Source organism: Plantactinospora sp. KLBMP9567 (assembly GCF_033446045.1).
Classification (GTDB): domain Bacteria; phylum Actinomycetota; class Actinomycetes; order Mycobacteriales; family Micromonosporaceae; genus Plantactinospora.
This window is the reverse complement of the sequence record NZ_JAWQRR010000004.1, coordinates 66527-81000: the sequence shown is the minus strand read 5'-3', so window position 1 is coordinate 81000 and position 14474 is coordinate 66527. Positions and strand designations below refer to the sequence as shown.

14 protein-coding genes are annotated in these 14474 nt (G+C 73.1%); 6 read left to right on the top strand and 8 right to left on the bottom strand.

Going from position 1 to position 14474, the window contains the following annotated elements; translation table 11 throughout:
• The first annotated feature begins 487 nt into the window (after positions 1 to 487).
• The 3 genes from R6Y94_RS02185 to R6Y94_RS02175 all read left to right on the top strand — a co-directional run bounded on the left by R6Y94_RS02185 (position 488) and on the right by R6Y94_RS02175 (position 2818).
• Positions 488 to 1153 (top strand): hypothetical protein, encoded by a 666-nt coding sequence (locus R6Y94_RS02185; RefSeq protein WP_318394040.1) that lies wholly within the window; start codon positions 488 to 490, stop codon positions 1151 to 1153.
• Between the two features lie 144 nt (positions 1154 to 1297).
• A complete protein-coding gene (locus R6Y94_RS02180; RefSeq protein WP_318394039.1) occupies positions 1298 to 1492 on the top strand; it encodes a hypothetical protein in 195 nt (64 codons plus the stop codon).
• 222 nt (positions 1493 to 1714) lie between these two features.
• The gene (locus R6Y94_RS02175) at positions 1715 to 2818 is read left to right on the top strand and encodes a hypothetical protein (RefSeq protein ID WP_318394038.1); all 1104 of its coding nucleotides are present in this window, start codon (positions 1715 to 1717) and stop codon (positions 2816 to 2818) included.
• 22 nt (positions 2819 to 2840) lie between these two features.
• Here the strand turns inward: R6Y94_RS02175 and R6Y94_RS02170 are convergent, their stop codons facing one another.
• The 6 genes from R6Y94_RS02170 to R6Y94_RS02145 form a co-directional block, all read right to left on the bottom strand.
• Positions 2841 to 5288, bottom strand: a complete 2448-nt coding sequence (locus R6Y94_RS02170) for a DUF4132 domain-containing protein (protein ID WP_318394037.1) — start codon at positions 5286 to 5288, stop codon at positions 2841 to 2843.
• A gap of 314 nt (positions 5289 to 5602) precedes the next feature.
• Entirely contained in the window at positions 5603 to 6121 is a 519-nt protein-coding gene (locus tag R6Y94_RS02165) for a TrmH family RNA methyltransferase (RefSeq protein WP_318394036.1), read from the bottom strand.
• A 315-nt stretch (positions 6122 to 6436) separates the two neighbouring features.
• Positions 6437 to 6763: a DUF6510 family protein gene (locus tag R6Y94_RS02160; RefSeq protein WP_318394035.1), complete on the bottom strand. Its 327-nt coding sequence runs from the start codon at positions 6761 to 6763 to the stop codon at positions 6437 to 6439.
• Positions 6764 to 6786: 23 nt separating this feature from the next.
• Positions 6787 to 7518, bottom strand: coding sequence for a ferredoxin reductase (locus R6Y94_RS02155; RefSeq protein ID WP_318394034.1), 732 nt, complete (start codon positions 7516 to 7518; stop codon positions 6787 to 6789).
• A complete protein-coding gene (locus R6Y94_RS02150) occupies positions 7518 to 8108 on the bottom strand; it encodes a molybdopterin-dependent oxidoreductase (protein WP_318394033.1) in 591 nt (196 codons plus the stop codon). The genes R6Y94_RS02155 and R6Y94_RS02150 overlap by 1 nt, the downstream gene beginning before the upstream one ends.
• 226 nt (positions 8109 to 8334) lie before the next feature.
• Positions 8335 to 10182, bottom strand: a complete 1848-nt coding sequence (locus tag R6Y94_RS02145) for a glycosyltransferase (protein ID WP_318394032.1) — start codon at positions 10180 to 10182, stop codon at positions 8335 to 8337.
• Between the two features lie 148 nt (positions 10183 to 10330).
• Here R6Y94_RS02145 and R6Y94_RS02140 point away from each other — a divergent pair, with 148 nt between their 5' ends.
• Positions 10331 to 11503, top strand: a complete 1173-nt coding sequence (locus R6Y94_RS02140) for a CaiB/BaiF CoA-transferase family protein (RefSeq protein ID WP_318394031.1) — start codon at positions 10331 to 10333, stop codon at positions 11501 to 11503.
• Between the two features lie 47 nt (positions 11504 to 11550).
• On the opposite strand, the gene R6Y94_RS02135 is transcribed toward R6Y94_RS02140, so the two are convergent.
• A complete protein-coding gene (locus tag R6Y94_RS02135; protein WP_318394030.1) occupies positions 11551 to 12456 on the bottom strand; it encodes a sulfotransferase domain-containing protein in 906 nt (301 codons plus the stop codon).
• A gap of 110 nt (positions 12457 to 12566) precedes the next feature.
• Here R6Y94_RS02135 and R6Y94_RS02130 point away from each other — a divergent pair, with 110 nt between their 5' ends.
• Together R6Y94_RS02130 and R6Y94_RS02125 are read left to right on the top strand one after the other, a co-directional pair.
• On the top strand, positions 12567 to 12839 hold the full coding sequence (locus R6Y94_RS02130; RefSeq protein WP_318394029.1) for a DUF2795 domain-containing protein: 273 nt from the start codon (positions 12567 to 12569) through the stop codon (positions 12837 to 12839).
• A 16-nt stretch (positions 12840 to 12855) separates the two neighbouring features.
• Complete coding sequence (locus R6Y94_RS02125; protein WP_318394028.1) at positions 12856 to 13506, top strand: DUF1345 domain-containing protein; 651 nt, start codon at positions 12856 to 12858, stop codon at positions 13504 to 13506.
• Between the two features lie 248 nt (positions 13507 to 13754).
• Here the strand turns inward: R6Y94_RS02125 and R6Y94_RS02120 are convergent, their stop codons facing one another.
• Entirely contained in the window at positions 13755 to 14420 is a 666-nt protein-coding gene (locus tag R6Y94_RS02120; RefSeq protein WP_318394027.1) for a hypothetical protein, read from the bottom strand.
• Positions 14421 to 14474 lie beyond the last annotated feature (54 nt).

Genomic DNA, 14474 nt, shown 5'->3' with positions numbered 1-14474 from the left:
GTGACATAGCACCGGTACCGCTGGGCGGACGGCCCGGCTGACCAGGACGAGCGACCGTACGGCCGACCGGCGAGTAGTTGGTGCGCGGACTGTCGAGCTGGGTGCACAGACGGGGCACGCCAGAGCTGGGTTGCCGAGACGGCGCATGGCGATGCGGTTCTGGGTAGACGGACCGGCCGGAGATCGGGGCCCGGAGGCTGGCGATTCCGGCCACGAGTGACCCACAGCCCGGGACAGTGGGCGCGCAAGCGGGGCAGCTCGACAGTCCGCCCGGCAGGTACCCCAACCCAACACCACCTCGGACACGACCCGACGTCACGAGATCGCCAGCCCGAAAGGCATTCGGGCACGTCGCTTGACCGCCGATGCGGGTCGTTGGCCGCTCAGTTGCGCCCCGCCCGTCGCGCCATCGCGGCCCTCTACCGGCAACCTGTGTAGGGTCCCCCTGGGAAAGGACGGCAGCGCGCAAGGGAGAGAGCCGGCGACGATGCAGGCGTCGGAGTTTCAGCGTACGGTGGCCGCGGCCATGTCGATCGCAGCATCAGTTGACCTGACGGTTGACGACGCTGTCGTTCTTCAGGACTCGAACAAGCTGACTCTGCGTCTGCTGCCATGCGACGTCGTGGCCCGGGTGGCACCTGCGGCGGATCAGGTCGCGCACACCGAGATTGAGCTTGCACAACGGCTCGCCGAATCCGGGAGCCCGGTAGCTGCTCTTGAGCCTCGAGTGGAGCCACGTGTCTACGAGCGTGCGGGATTCGTGGTCACGCTGTGGACCTACTACAAACCTGCGACGTCCCGAGAGGTCTCACCAGCCGACTACGCCGACGCACTCGGGCGGCTGCATGCCGGCATGCGCAATCTCGATGTCCCCATGCCGCACTTCACGGATCGAGTCGAGCAGGCCCAGCAACTCGTGGCAAGCCGTGACCGCACCCCGGCCCTCGCCGACGCGGACCGGGAACTCCTCGGCAACACGTTACGAAGCCTGCGGCGAGTGATCGGCCGACGTGGCGGGGCCGAGCAGTGCTCGTACACCTGGTTCTGCGCAGGCCCGACGCTCCCCCGCAGCTCGCGCCGGTCGGCGGACCTCCGCCCCGGCCCCTCCCCCGCAACCTCAACAGCCGGTTCGGCACGAACGCGCCGATCCTGATCGACGCCGAGGACGGGCACCCGCCGGGCTGGCGGCGGCGCGGGCGGCGGGCCGAGCTGAGCGACCGATGACGGACGCCGCGCCACCACCGGGTCCGCACACGCCGCTGCGGCCGCTCTGGCTGTGCCGCACCGACGGGCAACCGTGGCCGTGCGGGTCCGCGCGCTCGCACTGACCAGGGAGTACGCCGGCCAGCCGACCGCGCTGACCGTCCATCTCGGCAGCTCGCTGGCGACGGCGTTCCGGGACCTGCACGCGCTCAACCCGAGCACCACCCCGGAGGCACGCGCCCTGAGTACCCGATTCCTCGGCTGGATCCGGGTTCCACCGTTGACCTGACAACCACCCCGGCCCGGGTGGCGCCGATGCGGAGATGACGGCCGCAACCGGTACGCATCGGCGCCCTCCAACCACGGTCCGGATACCACTGCATATTCCGGCTACGCCCGCAGATGGGTTTTGGCGCTGCCGTGCCACGACTGCCGGAGAGCCGACAGCGGCCGGGGCGGCCGGAACCGCAGACTCCGGGGCAGACATCGAACCACCCCGATTGGAGGCCCGATGCGAATCCGTCCCCGCATCCTCGCCACTGCCCTGGTCGCCGCGTTGGCGGCCACCGTCCTCGGCCCGCCCGCGCCGAGCCAGGCCGCCGCCGCCGACCGGTTCGGCTTCGCGTACGTCGACAGCCCGAGCCTGCCGGCCGTCTGGACGGCGCTCGACCCGACCCGGCAGTGGGGTAGCTGGAAGACGGCCTTCCCCGGCCTGTTCGCCGAGGGAATGCGGCAGGCTCCCGGCCGCTATCTCATCAAGTTTCCGCAGATCGGCACCGGATCACGCGGCAACGTGCACGTCACGCCGGTGAACCGGACCGGGCACTACTGCGAAATCGTCCGCTGGGGACAGTCGGGGGCGGACGAGATCATCGACGTGCAGTGCCACAAGCCGGGCGGGGAGCGGGACGACACCCGGTTCACGGTGCTCTGGACGTACAGCTCCGGGCTGGTGCCGACGGTCGAAGGCAGTCACGCCTGGCTCCAGTGGGGACCGGCTGCGATCGTGCAGGCGTACAACTCGGCCGGTGGCGGGGTGAGCGTCGTGCCGGGCGGGGTCGGGGTCTACCAGGTCCGGCTCGGCGGGGTCGGGGTGGCGGGCACGCTCGCCGGCAACCTCCAGGTGACGGCGGTGCAGCCGAACGCCGGACCGCGCCGCTGCAAGGTCGCGCGCTGGGGCGCCAGCGGGCTCGACATCGTCGCCTACGTCACCTGCTTCGACCAGGGCGGAGCGCCGGTGGACAGCGAGTTCACCCTGTCGTACCACCGTGAGCGGTCCGTCTACGGCTCGTTCGGGCCGCCGAAGTACACCGGCTACTTCTTCTCGGCGGGCGCCGGTCAGACCAACTGGAACTATCCGGCCGGCGGGTTCGGGTTCAACTCGTCCGTGCCGCTCGCCCCGGCCGGCCGCTACCTGGTCACGTACCCGTTCCTGACGGAGAAGGAGACGCACGCTCAGGTCACCGCGTACGGCTCCGGCTCCAACTACTGCCACCTGACCCAGCCCTGGAAGCTGAGCGCCGCCCCGGCCGCCGAGGTCGACACCATCTGCTTCGACAACACCGGCAGCCCGGCACCGCACGAGTTCCTCTCCACCTTCACCTCCCGGGAGTAGGCCGTTTCGCACGATGCCCGGATCACCGCCGTGGGTGCAACTGCGCCAGGATCGACCGGTCGGTGATCCGGGCGTCGTCGGCGAGCAGGAAGGCCTTGCTGAGGATCAGCCCAAGCCGGTCCTCCTCGAACGGCAGGAAAATGTCGCCGGGCGCCTTCCGCCGGGCCGGCACGATGCACAGGTAGGAGCCGTCCGGCTCCATCAGGATGTTCGCGCTGCCCAGATGGATCTTGTATGTCCGCAGGTCGCCCCGGACGACGAGATAGCGGTCCGTCAGCTCACACCGGTCAGCGATCTTCGTCCGGGGCAGGATCCGGGCCAGCGCCTCGCGGCGGACCCGGGCGGTGCTGGTCAGTTCCCGGCTGTTCTCGGCCCGCCAGTAGTCGACGTACTGCGTCCGGCCGTCCGTCCAGAACGGATCGGCGGCGATCGAGGCGACCGCGACGAAGAGGTCCACGTCGCGCATCGCCTCGCTGAACAGCTCCACCGGCACCTCGGTCAGTACGCTCGGCCGCCAGGCACCCTCGCGCATCCGCTCGAACCACACCCGGCCGGTGCCGGCGCACTCCACCCCCTCCTCGCCGAGGTAGTCGTGGTGCAGCCCGACCCGCCACGCCCCGCCGGCCAGCACTCGCCACGCCTCCGCGCTGTCCCCGCCGTCCCACGGCCCGAGCATGCTGGTCGTCCAACCCCGCCCCTTGAGCAGCGCGTAGAGCTGCCGGTAGTGCACGACGTGCGCGGCGAACCGCAGCGAGTGGTCACCGGTCTGATCTTCGGCCGGGGTCAGCAGGTACACCTCGCGGAACGCCTGCCGGAGCGGCTGCCGCAACCGTCGCTCGGTGAGCAGGTCCCGCCAGCCCCGGACCTCGTCGACACCGGCCCGGATCGGATGCCACAACCGGATCGGCGCCTCCGGGCCGGGCGGGGGCAGCGGTCCGCCCGCGACGTCCCGGAACAGCTCACCGGCCTCGTCCGGCTCCCCCGCCCGCCAGCCGCCGTCCGGCAACCCGGCCCGCCACCGCCCGGACGCGTCCGGGAACTCCCAGATCAGCCGACGGGCCACCTGCCAGCCGAGCCCGTTGCTCGCCAGTCCCTCCCGCCACTGCCGGTACGGCTGCGCCGAGGCCGCCGGAAAGCCCGCCTCCAGGGTCCGGGCCAGCGCCGTGAGCTGGTCCTTGGCCTGCTTGACCCGAGCCCGCAACTCCTTGAGCCGGTCCGGGTGGTCCCGCCGGACCGGTGCCGGCACGGTCGCCGAGAGCGTGCCGTCGGCGCGCCGCCAGCGCAGCAGCACGTCCTCTGCGGCGGTCAGCACCGCGCGGTGGTCACCGACCGGGACGACACACCCGCCGTCGATATCGAAGCCGAGGTCGGGCAGCCGGAGCACCGCGTCGGGCCGCTCTGCGAGCCCGCGCTCGATTCGCTTCAGCATCCGGTCGAGCTGCTTCGGTACGCCCTTGTGCCGGACCGCTCCCCGGGCGGCGACCAGCGCGGCCAGCGCGGCCGCCGTGGGGAAATCACCGACGGCCCGGGCCAGCTCGTAGAGCAGCGCCTGCGACGGCAGGGTGTTGGCGCCGGTCGGCGCGACCGCCACGCCGAGCAGCAGCGGGCGGAGCAACTCCGGCAGCCACGGCTCGTCGCGGAGCAGCGCGATCCGGGCGGCCCGGCCCAGCACCTCGACCTCGTCCCTGCCGAAGGCCTTGTCCGCCGCGTACGGCAGCTCGCCGGCCTGGATCGCGGCGACCCGGGCGTACGCGGCCTCGAGCGCCCGGCGGGCGAAGGAGGCATACTCCCCGATGGCGGCAAGTTGCTGCCAGGCGTCGGGAAGCTGCGGCGGGGACAGGTAGGACCGGCTGGGGCAGACCTCGGCGACCAGGAGTTGGGCAGTCACCCCGAGCTTCACCAGCAGGTCGAACTCGTCGCGGGCGAACGAGTGCAGCGACCAGGCGAAGAGTTTGGACAGCACCGGCCGGGTGAGCCCGCCGGCCAGCCCGGCAAGCGCGGCGACCGCGTACGGCTCGGAGACCCGGCCGTACCCGAGCACGCCCCGGGCGATGATGCCGGCCGAGCGCCTCGCCGGCTCCGGCCACGGGCCGTCGCAGCGGAGCAGGGCGCCGGTGGCCAGCGTCGGACTGGCGCTGTACGGCTCGGTCCCGGCCCGCTCGGCCTGCACCGCCAGCAGTGCCGCGCACGACTCCGGGGTGAACCTCGGCTGCCGCTCCCGGAGCGCCTGCTCCACCGCCCACCGCACCACCCAGCCGGGATGCGGGACGCCGTTCTCGGGACGCGACAGGCCGCGGGCGGCCACCAGCAGCACCCCGAATTCGCGGTCACCGACCCGGGACAGGTCCACCGGCGGCCGCTCGGCGGCCGGCTCCGGCTCCCGGTCCGGGTCGGTCATCCGGCGCAGCAGCGCGGCCGCGTACGGCGACAGCGGCACCGACATCACCATCGTCTGCTGCGCACTGGACATCAGGCACCGGCCAACGGCGCGAGGCGCGGAAAGCGCTGCTGCGCCGCTCCGTCGCCACCCTGCTTGAACTCCGCCCCTGGCGGGAGGACGAGACCGCTGCCAAGGCCCTCCGCCGTCCGGCTCCCCGCCCACCGTCGCTGCCCCGTGCTCGTCTCGCCCACGATGTCCCGCACCATGGCGCCGCAGTCTAGGGCGGCCGTCCGACACCACCACCCCACCCACCGGCGCGGCGCGGCGCGGCGCGGACAGATCTTGACGCCTTTTTGTGGTCCCGACAGCAACAAGTCGTCTAGATCTCCGTCTGCCAGCCGGGATCAGATCAGGCCGGCGAGTTTGTAGAGGACCAGGGAGCCGGCGACCGCTACGTTCAGGCTGAGGCCGGTGCCGAGCATGGGGATCTCCACTGCGGCGTCGAGGCTGTCCAGTGCGTCCGGTGGGATGCCGGTCGACTCGTGCCCGAGGACGACGATGGTGCGGCGTCGGGCGGTCGGCAGGTCGGCGAGCCGGACCGCCTCGTCGGTCAACTCGACGCCGAGCACCCGGGCGCCCGCCGCACGCTCCGCCGCCAGCCAGCGCACCGGATTGCCGACCCGGTGTACGCAGCTCGGCCGGCGCAGCGTGTTTCCGCGCGCCAGCGCCTCGTCGACCCACCGCCACGGCGGTACGGCCAGACAGGCGCCGACCGCGTCACAGGTACGCAGCAGCGTGCCGAGGTTGGCATTGTGCATCGGCCACAGCGGTGCTGCGACGAGATGGCCCCAGCAGCGGTGCGCCCGGCGACGGCGGGCGGCGGTCAGTTCACGGCGGGGACGGACCCGGATCGCCGGGCTCATCGGCGGACGGCGACTCCGCCGCAGGAAATGTCGATCATGAGGGGTGTGCTTCTCGGCGCACACGGGCCATCGACGGGAAACCGTTGGGACCCAGTGTAGACCGTACCCAGCACCTCCAGGCAGTCCCGGGTACGCGGCACCGGCGACAGGTGCCCCACCTCCCCCGGTCACCGGTCACCGGTCACCGGTCACCGGTCACCGGTCGAGCACGAACTACCCGAGCGCAACAGTCCACGCTAGACGGTGACGTACTCCGCACTCGGGCTCGGCCGCCACATCGCAGCGGGCACATCGCGGTCGACGGGTCGGGGGCGGTTACATCGCGGTCGGGCCGGGCATCGTGGTCGGCTCGGCCGGCATCGGGATCTGTAGGAAGGTCGTGCCGCGCAGGTCCAGCCAGGCGCTGGTCGGGGTACGCACCAGCCGGAGCATCACTTCCTCGCAGGCCGGACATCGGGCGACGACCCCGGGCGCGTTCGAGTAGACCCGCAGCGCGGCCATCGGGCCGGTCCGGCCGCAGGAGGCACACCGGCCGGTCGCCGTGGTCAGGTCCACCGCGAAGACGTCCCGCATCGGCCCGGCCAGCATGTTGCCGTCCAGGTAGTCCATCCGCCCCGGGTCCGGTCGGAGTTGCTCGGTCATCTCGCCTCCAGAGTCCTCGCCGGTCAGCCGGTCGGCCCGAACCGTTCCGTCTTGATCCGCCGGGGCTCGTGCCCGAGCGCGACCAGGATGTCGGAGACCGCCTCGACGAAGCCGGTCGGGCCGCAGACGAAGTTGACCGGTTCAAGCTCCGCCGGCCAGCCGTGGGTGTTGACGTCGGCGACGGCGACCCGGTGTGCCTGCGCGGAGCGCCCCTCCGGCACCTCCCGGGTGTAGACGTAGGCGACGTCGAGCCCCCGGTCGTCCCGGGCGCGCCGGCGCAACTCGTCGGCGAAGTAGACGTCCTGCTCGGAGCGGACAGAGTAGATGAGCCGGAACGGTACCCGGCTGCCGGCCTCCCGACGGGCCCGGATCATCGCCATCAGCGGCGCGATGCCCGAGCCACCGCCCACCAGCAGCACCGGCGAGGGGTCGGTCACCCGCCAGACGAAGTAGCCGCCGACCGGGCCGCGGACCTCGATCTGGTCACCGACCGAGAGGTCATCGAGCAGGTACGGCGAGACCTCGCCGTCCGGTACCCGCTGGACGGTGACCTCGATCCGGTTGCCGTCGGCCGGCGCGGAGATCGAGTAGCTGCGGGCCGCCTGGTAGCCGTCCTCGGCGGTCAGCCGCAGGTCGACGTGCTGCCCGGGCAGGTGCCCCGGCCAGTCCGGTACCTCCAGCACCATCGTGCCGGCGGTGTCGGTCTCGGTCCGGCGGTCGACCAGCCGGGCGACCCACCAGCCGGTCCGCTTCATCAGTCTCCCTGGTACCGCTGTTCGCGCCATGGGTCACCGTAATCGTGATAGCCGGCGGTCTCCCAGAAACCGGGCTCGTCGGTCAGGCCGAGGCGGATGCCGCGCACCCACTTCGCGGACTTCCAGAAATACAGGTGCGGCACCAGCAGCCGGGCCGGGCCGCCGTGCTCGGCGGGCAGCTCGGCACCGTCGTACCGGTGCACCACCCAGGCCTGCCCGTCACGCAGGTCGTCCAGCGGCAGGTTGGTGGTGTAGCCGCCGTACGAGTGCACCAGCGCGTAGTCGGCGGCGGTGTCGATGCCGTCGAGCAGGGTGTCCAGGGAGACGCCCTGCCAGTTGGTGCCGAGCTTCGACCAGTGCGTCACGCAGTGGATGTCCACCGTCGGCGTCTCGTTGGGCAGTGCCCACATCTCGTCCCAGCTCCACCGGAACTCGGTACCGGTCTCGGTGGTGATCACGAACTCCCAGTCCGTCAACGGCACCCGCGGGGTGGGGCCGGCGGAGAGCACGGGAAAGTCCTCCGTCAGGTACTGCCCCGGTGGCAGGTTCGGCTCGGCCTGCCGACGCCGGCCCTGGAATCCTGGTGACACGATGCCCACCCGCTAGTCCTATCACCTCCCGGTGCACCGCAGGTTACAACCGGGGTTTTCCGGCCAGCCACCGGCACGGCGGGCCAGCCACCAGCACGGCGGGCCAGCCACCAGCACGGCGGGCCAGCCACCAGCACGGCGGGCCAGCCACCGTCACGGCGGGCCAGCCACCGTCACGGCGGGCCAGCCACCGTCACGGCCGGGCGCCGGCACGGTGGGGCGGCCGTCAGGACCGGTCCGGTCGGGCGGCCGCCGAGCCGGTCCGCTGGTCCGGTGCCGGCCGCCCCGGCGGCTCGTCGACCTCGCCCAGCACCTCGGCGGGCAGCCCGGGCCAGTACGCCGACGCGCTGTCGAGGAAGTAGTCCTCGCCCGGGTCCCAGGTGTGCCCGGTGGCCCGCCGGTGGTAGACATAGCCGAGCGGGTGGGTCCGGTAGATCCCGCCGCCGTCCCGGCGTACCCGGTCCAGCAGTCCTAAGTCGACGGAGCGGGGTACCGGCCGCCAGCCACCGACCGCCTCCAGGTCGCCCCGGGCAATCAGGATCGTGCCGCCGGCCACCACCTGGCAGTCGGACTCGGCCGTGCCGGACGGCCGGCGCAGCGTCATACCCCGGGTCTCCAGGTGCACGAACTCGGAGCCCTTGCCCACCAGCGTCGCACCGGAGTAGTGCCGGGCCAGCACCAGGTCCCAGACGTGTTCGGCGGCGTAGCTGTCGTCGTCGTCGAACTTGCTGACCAGGCTCCCCCGGGCCCGCCGGGTCGCGGCACCGAGCGCGGCCCCGAAACTGGCGGCGGCCGGCACCCGGACGACCTCGTACGGCCGGCCGCAGCCCGCCAGCGTGACCCGGACCGGTTCCGGCAGCTCGACGCCGTGCAGGCAGAGCACGATCTCCAGCTCCGGGTACGTCTGCGCGACCAGCATCCGGACCGCCTCCGGCAGCCGTTCGGGGCGCCGGGTCGCCAGGATCGCGCTCACCGACGGCACCGGACCGAGCTGCGGGAACACCGCCGAGACGAGCCGAGGCACGGCGAACGCGGTGGCGTGCCCGCGCAGCGCCGCCCGCCGCTGCACCACGCTGCGCGCCTCCAGCGCCAGCGCCCCGGTCCGCGGCACCGGGGCGGTCAGCAGGACCCGCAACTCCGGCGCGATCAGCCCGGCGACCCGCTCCGGCAGCGCCGGCACGGAGAGCACCGCGCCGGTCATCGCGATCTGCACCAGCAGTGCTGCCACCGCCACCGGGTCGGTGTCGGGGACCTCCGGGCAGTCGACCACGCCGGTCTGGCGCAGCGTGGCGAGCACCGGCGCGGTCACCCCGGGCCCGTCCAGCGGGTACGCCCCCGGGCCGGGCCGGCGGGCGGCCGGGGTGAAGTCGAGGCGTACCCGGGGAGCGTCCGGCCGGTAGCAGTCGGGCCGGCGGCCGCGGGGGTTGATCCGGAGCGCGTCGACCAGTACGGCCGGCGGCGCGTCCGGCGCCGCGGCCCCGTGCCGGGTGGTCGACCAGCCGACCGCGTACGGCGGAGCGCCCGGCCCCACCCCGGTGCCGCCCGGCGCCCGCAACAGCACGTCGTACGCCCGGATGTCGGGGCTGCCGACCAGCTCGCCGAGCAGCACCGTCCCGCCCGCCGGCAGGTACGCCGGCAGTGTCCGGTGGCTGGTCAGACTCGGCCCGGCCGGTGCCGGCAACGGCCGCCCCGGTACCAGCGCACCCAACGCCGCCCGCAGCACCTCGCGCAGTTGCACCGACCGGGACAGCCGGACGCTGACGAGGGCGGTACCCCGGCCCCGGCCGGGCAGCGCCACCCGGTGCCGGCGCAGGTGGTCCAGCGGCACGATGCCGCTCGACCAGCCGCGCCGGGGCGCCCGCCAGTACGCCACCACGACGACCGCCCGGCGGGTCGGGCGCAGCGAGACGGGCTGGACCAGCAGGTCCCGGAGCCGGTCGGTCGAACCGGCGACGACCAGCACCCGGGGTACGCCCGGGATCCGCAGCACACGCAGGCCGACCAGCCGGCCGAGCCGTTCCGCCCGATTGGGTCGCGGCGCACCCACCAACCGCCAGTGATCGAGCCACTCCACCCGGTGACGATACGTCCTGTCGCGGCCGATCGCCGGCAACCCCCCGGTCGACACCGCGACCGCGCCGTGACGACGGGGCCGGGGGCGTGAGGGTCCGGCGACGGCACCGCCTGGACCGGGACGGGGCGGGGTGTCCTATCGTGCACGGATGATCGCACCTCGACCGGCCGGGGCCGGCCCGCTCACCGGCGTCCGGATCGTCGAGCTGGCCGGCATCGGCCCCGGTCCCTTCGCCGCGATGGTCCTCGCCGACCTGGGCGCCGACGTGGTCCGGGTGGACCGGGTCGGCGAGGTCCGGCCGGAACGGTTCGGCACCCCCCATCCCGACCTGCTCAACCGGGGCCGCCGGTCGCTCGCCGTCGACCTCAAGACGCCGGCCGGCCGGCAGGTGGTGCTCGACCTGGTCAGCGCCGCCGACGTGCTGATCGAGGGCTTCCGGCCGGGCGTCACCGAGCGGCTCGGGCTGGGCCCGGACGACTGCCTGGCGGTGAACCCCCGGCTGGTCTACGGCCGGATGACCGGCTGGGGCCAGGACGGCCCGAACGCCCGGTACGCCGGGCACGACATCGACTACCTGGCGCTGACCGGCGTACTGCACGGGATCGGCCGGGCCGGCGAGCGCCCGGTGCCGCCGATGAACCTGGTCGGCGACTTCGGCGGCGGCGGAATGCTGCTGGCCCTCGGCGTGGTCTGCGCGCTCTTCGACATCCGAGGCGGCGGTACCGGGCAGGTGGTGGACGCGGCGATGGTGGACGGAGTGTCGCTGCTGGCCACGATGATCCACTCGATGCGCCGGGCGGGCCAGTGGGGCGACGAGCGGGGAGTGAACATCTTCGACGGTGGCGCCCCGTTCTACGACACCTACGAGTGTGCCGACGGCCGGCACCTGGCGGTGGGCGCGGTGGAGCCGCAGTTCTACGCCGAACTGGTCCGGCTGACCGGCTTCCCGCTGCCGCCGGACGAGGCGCTGGACCGCACTGATCCGGCGAACTGGCCGGCGCTGCACGACGCCTGGGCCCGGCTGTTCCGCACCCGTACCCGGGACGAGTGGGCCGCCCTGCTGGAACACACCGACGCCTGCGTGGTACCGGTCCTCGACTGGCGGGAGGCGCCCCGGCACCCGCACCTGGCCGCCCGGGACGTCTTCGTCGTACACGCCGGAGCCGAGCAGCCGGCCCCGGCGCCCCGGTTCAGCCGTACGCCGGGGGCCGTCCGCCGGCCGCCGCCGCAGCCCGGCGAGCACACCGACGAGTTGCTGGCCGAACTCGGCCTCGACGCCGACCGGATCAGCCGACTCCGTACCGACGGCGCTGTCGCCTGAGCCAACCGGCCGGCGATCCCGAGCACGACCGACCGGCATCCCGGGAGCTACGGATGGTCGACGTCCTCGCGGTGCAGCCAGTCGAGCAGGTCCGCCGGGCCCAGCGTGGCCAGCCGGCGGCGGTAGTGCGCCACCTCGTCGGGACGCAGCAGTTCCCGTCCCGCCCCGTTGCCGCCCCGCCGGAAGAACGCCGCCTGGCTCTTCAGCACCCCGGAACGGTCCGGCACCAGCTCCGGCGCCCGGTCCCGCATCCGGGTGAAGGTGGCCGCCTCGACCAGCGCCGGCCAGCGCCGCGCCGGCACCTCGATCCCGAGCCGCCGCGCGATCCCGCGCATCTGTCCGGCAAGGTCCGCGGAGAGGTCGGCGTAGTGCACCAGCAGCACGTTGGGCAGGTGCCGCCGGGCCCAGGCGTCGCGGAGGTGCCACAGCACTCCCGGCAGGGAGTCGAGTTCCTCGGCCGGTGCGACGTCCCGGTCGATCCAGGACAGCAGCCACTCCCGCACCGGTGGGCGTACCCGGGGTGAGCCGGTCGGCGCCGGCTGGCCGGTGAGCCGCGCGACCCGCTCCCGGTCCAGGTTTCCGCTCTGGTGGTAGAGCGACACCGCCATGTCCAGCGGATCCCGGGCGACCACGATGTAGGTGGCACGCTCGTCCAGGGGAATCCCGTCCAGCGGGGTGTGTGTCTTGACGAACCGGCGGTGCGGCTGGGCCTGGAGCGCGGCGACGACGTCGTCCCGGGGCTCGCCGAGCCAGTCGAGCCAGGGTGACAGCTCGGCCAGCGGCGCCGGCAGCTCCGGCCGCTGGAAGACCAGCAGCGCGCAGATCATCTGCATCCAGGTGGTACCGCTCTTGGAGCGGGTGCTGATCACGATGTCACCCGGGCGGAACGGGAAGCCGGTCCACCGGGCGCTGTCCTCGTCGCCGGACCGGTACCGGACGGAAGCTTCGGGCATTCGGCCGAGGATACCGGCCGGTGATCCATCCGCCCGGGCAGGCGTGAGGGTGCGTACAACGGGTATCCGGCCGGCCGGTGAACCAGACAACGGGCGAGGAGCGGGATCCCATGGTGACTAACGCGGACGTACTGCGGTACCTGGAGTCGATGGACTTTCCGGCGCCCAAGGAGGACATCGTCCGGGAGGCCGAGCGCGCGGGGGCGCCACGCGAGGTACTCCAGGCGCTGCGCGGGATGCCCCCGGTGGACTACCAGAACACCGAGGAGGTGGCCCGGTCCGCCAAGACCGACCTGGCCCCGGACGCCAGCCCGGCGGAGATGGCCGCCAAGACCCGCGACCGTACCCACCAGCGGGTCGCCCGGCACCAGCGCCAGATCTGACTCCCCCGTTCCGCGGATGCGGCGCAGACCCTGGCACGACCCGCCGAAGGCATCGATCCAGATGGCCGTCATCATGCTGGTCGGGGTCTGCGTCGGCATACCGGCCACCCTCCTGCTGTCGCCGCTGCTCGGGCCGCTGATCGGCTGGGACGCGGCGGCGGCGGCCTATCTGGTGTGGGCGTGGCGGGTGCTGTGGTTCCGGGACTCGCAGCAGACCGCCGAGCTGGCCGTCCGGGAGGACCCGAGCCGCCCGGTACGCGACGCGGTGCTGGTCGGGGCGGGGCTGGCCAGCCTGTTGGCGATCGGCATCCTGCTCGCCACCGACCACGAGGTCCGCGGCATCGACCGGGAACTGCACATCGGACTCGGCATCGTCAGCGTGCTGCTCTCCTGGACGGTCGTGCACTTCGTCTTCACCGCCCGCTACGCCCGGCTCTACTACACCGGCGACGACGGCGGGGTGGACTTCCACGAGGAGGACCCGCCAAAGTACACGGACTTCGCGTACCTCTCGTTCACCATCGGGATGACCTTCCAGGTCGCCGACACCGACCTGACCACGAAGACCATGCGGGTCACGGTGCTCGGGCACGCCCTGCTGTCGTACCTGTTCGGCGCGGTCATCATCGCCGCGACCATCAACCTGCTCGCCGGGCTCGCCAGATGACCGTCCGTCCCGAAGGGAGGGAAGGCACCGGACGGGGCGCCCGTCACATCCGCGCTCACACGCGTATCCCGGGCGCCACGTCCGCCAGTGCCCCGGTGAGGTCACACGTCCGAACCGGACCCGCTCACCGGATCGCGGCGGCAGGCCCGAACCGGGCTGGCTGACGCCGCGCACCCATCTTACGATCCGGGATGGACCGATCGGCCAGAATCCGGGAAACTGTGTGTGAAAGCACGCTGTTTCGCTGCTCAACGGGCGATTTCGTGGTATCTGTCCTCGAGATCAATCCTGGCCAGGGTACCCACCAACCAGGCCAGTTTCTCCGATTCCCCGCCGCCGGCCAGTGTGGCCAGGTCGGCCGCCGAGCGCCCGAGTCCGAGCCGGCGGGCGGCGGCGAGAGCCCGCCGGTCGGCGACCGGCGCCGTCTCCGCCCACAGCGCCTGGACCTCACGCAGGAACAGCTGCACCACCTCGGCGTCCACTCCCGGCAACTCGGCGAGCAACGCCCGCTCCCGGGCCGGCGCGTGGTTCGCCGCGGCCCGCAGCCGGCGCAGGTCACCGTGGTAGCGCGCGACGAGCGCCTCGGCCAGCTCACCCAGGGTGCCGGCCAACCGGTCGGCGTCGGCACCCCGACCGTGCTCGCGCAGCACCGCCGCCCGCGCCTCGGTGCGGGACCGCGCCATCCGGGCCGGGCTCTCCCAGCCCGCGTCCCGCAGCGCCCGGGCCGGATCGACCGCGCGCCGGACCTCGCCGGTGCGGCGCAGCAGGATCGCCAGGCAGAGCACCTGGAACAGGCTCGCCGGGTTGTTGGTGACCCGGAGGCCGTACTCCTCGGCGAAGCCCCGGCTGCGTGCCACCAGCCGGCGGACGAGCCGCTTGCGGTCCTCGACGCTCGTCGTCGCAGTCGTCGCCATGCCGGCGACTACCCACGACGGGTCGGGCCAAAGCTGGCCGGGGCCGTTTTCCCG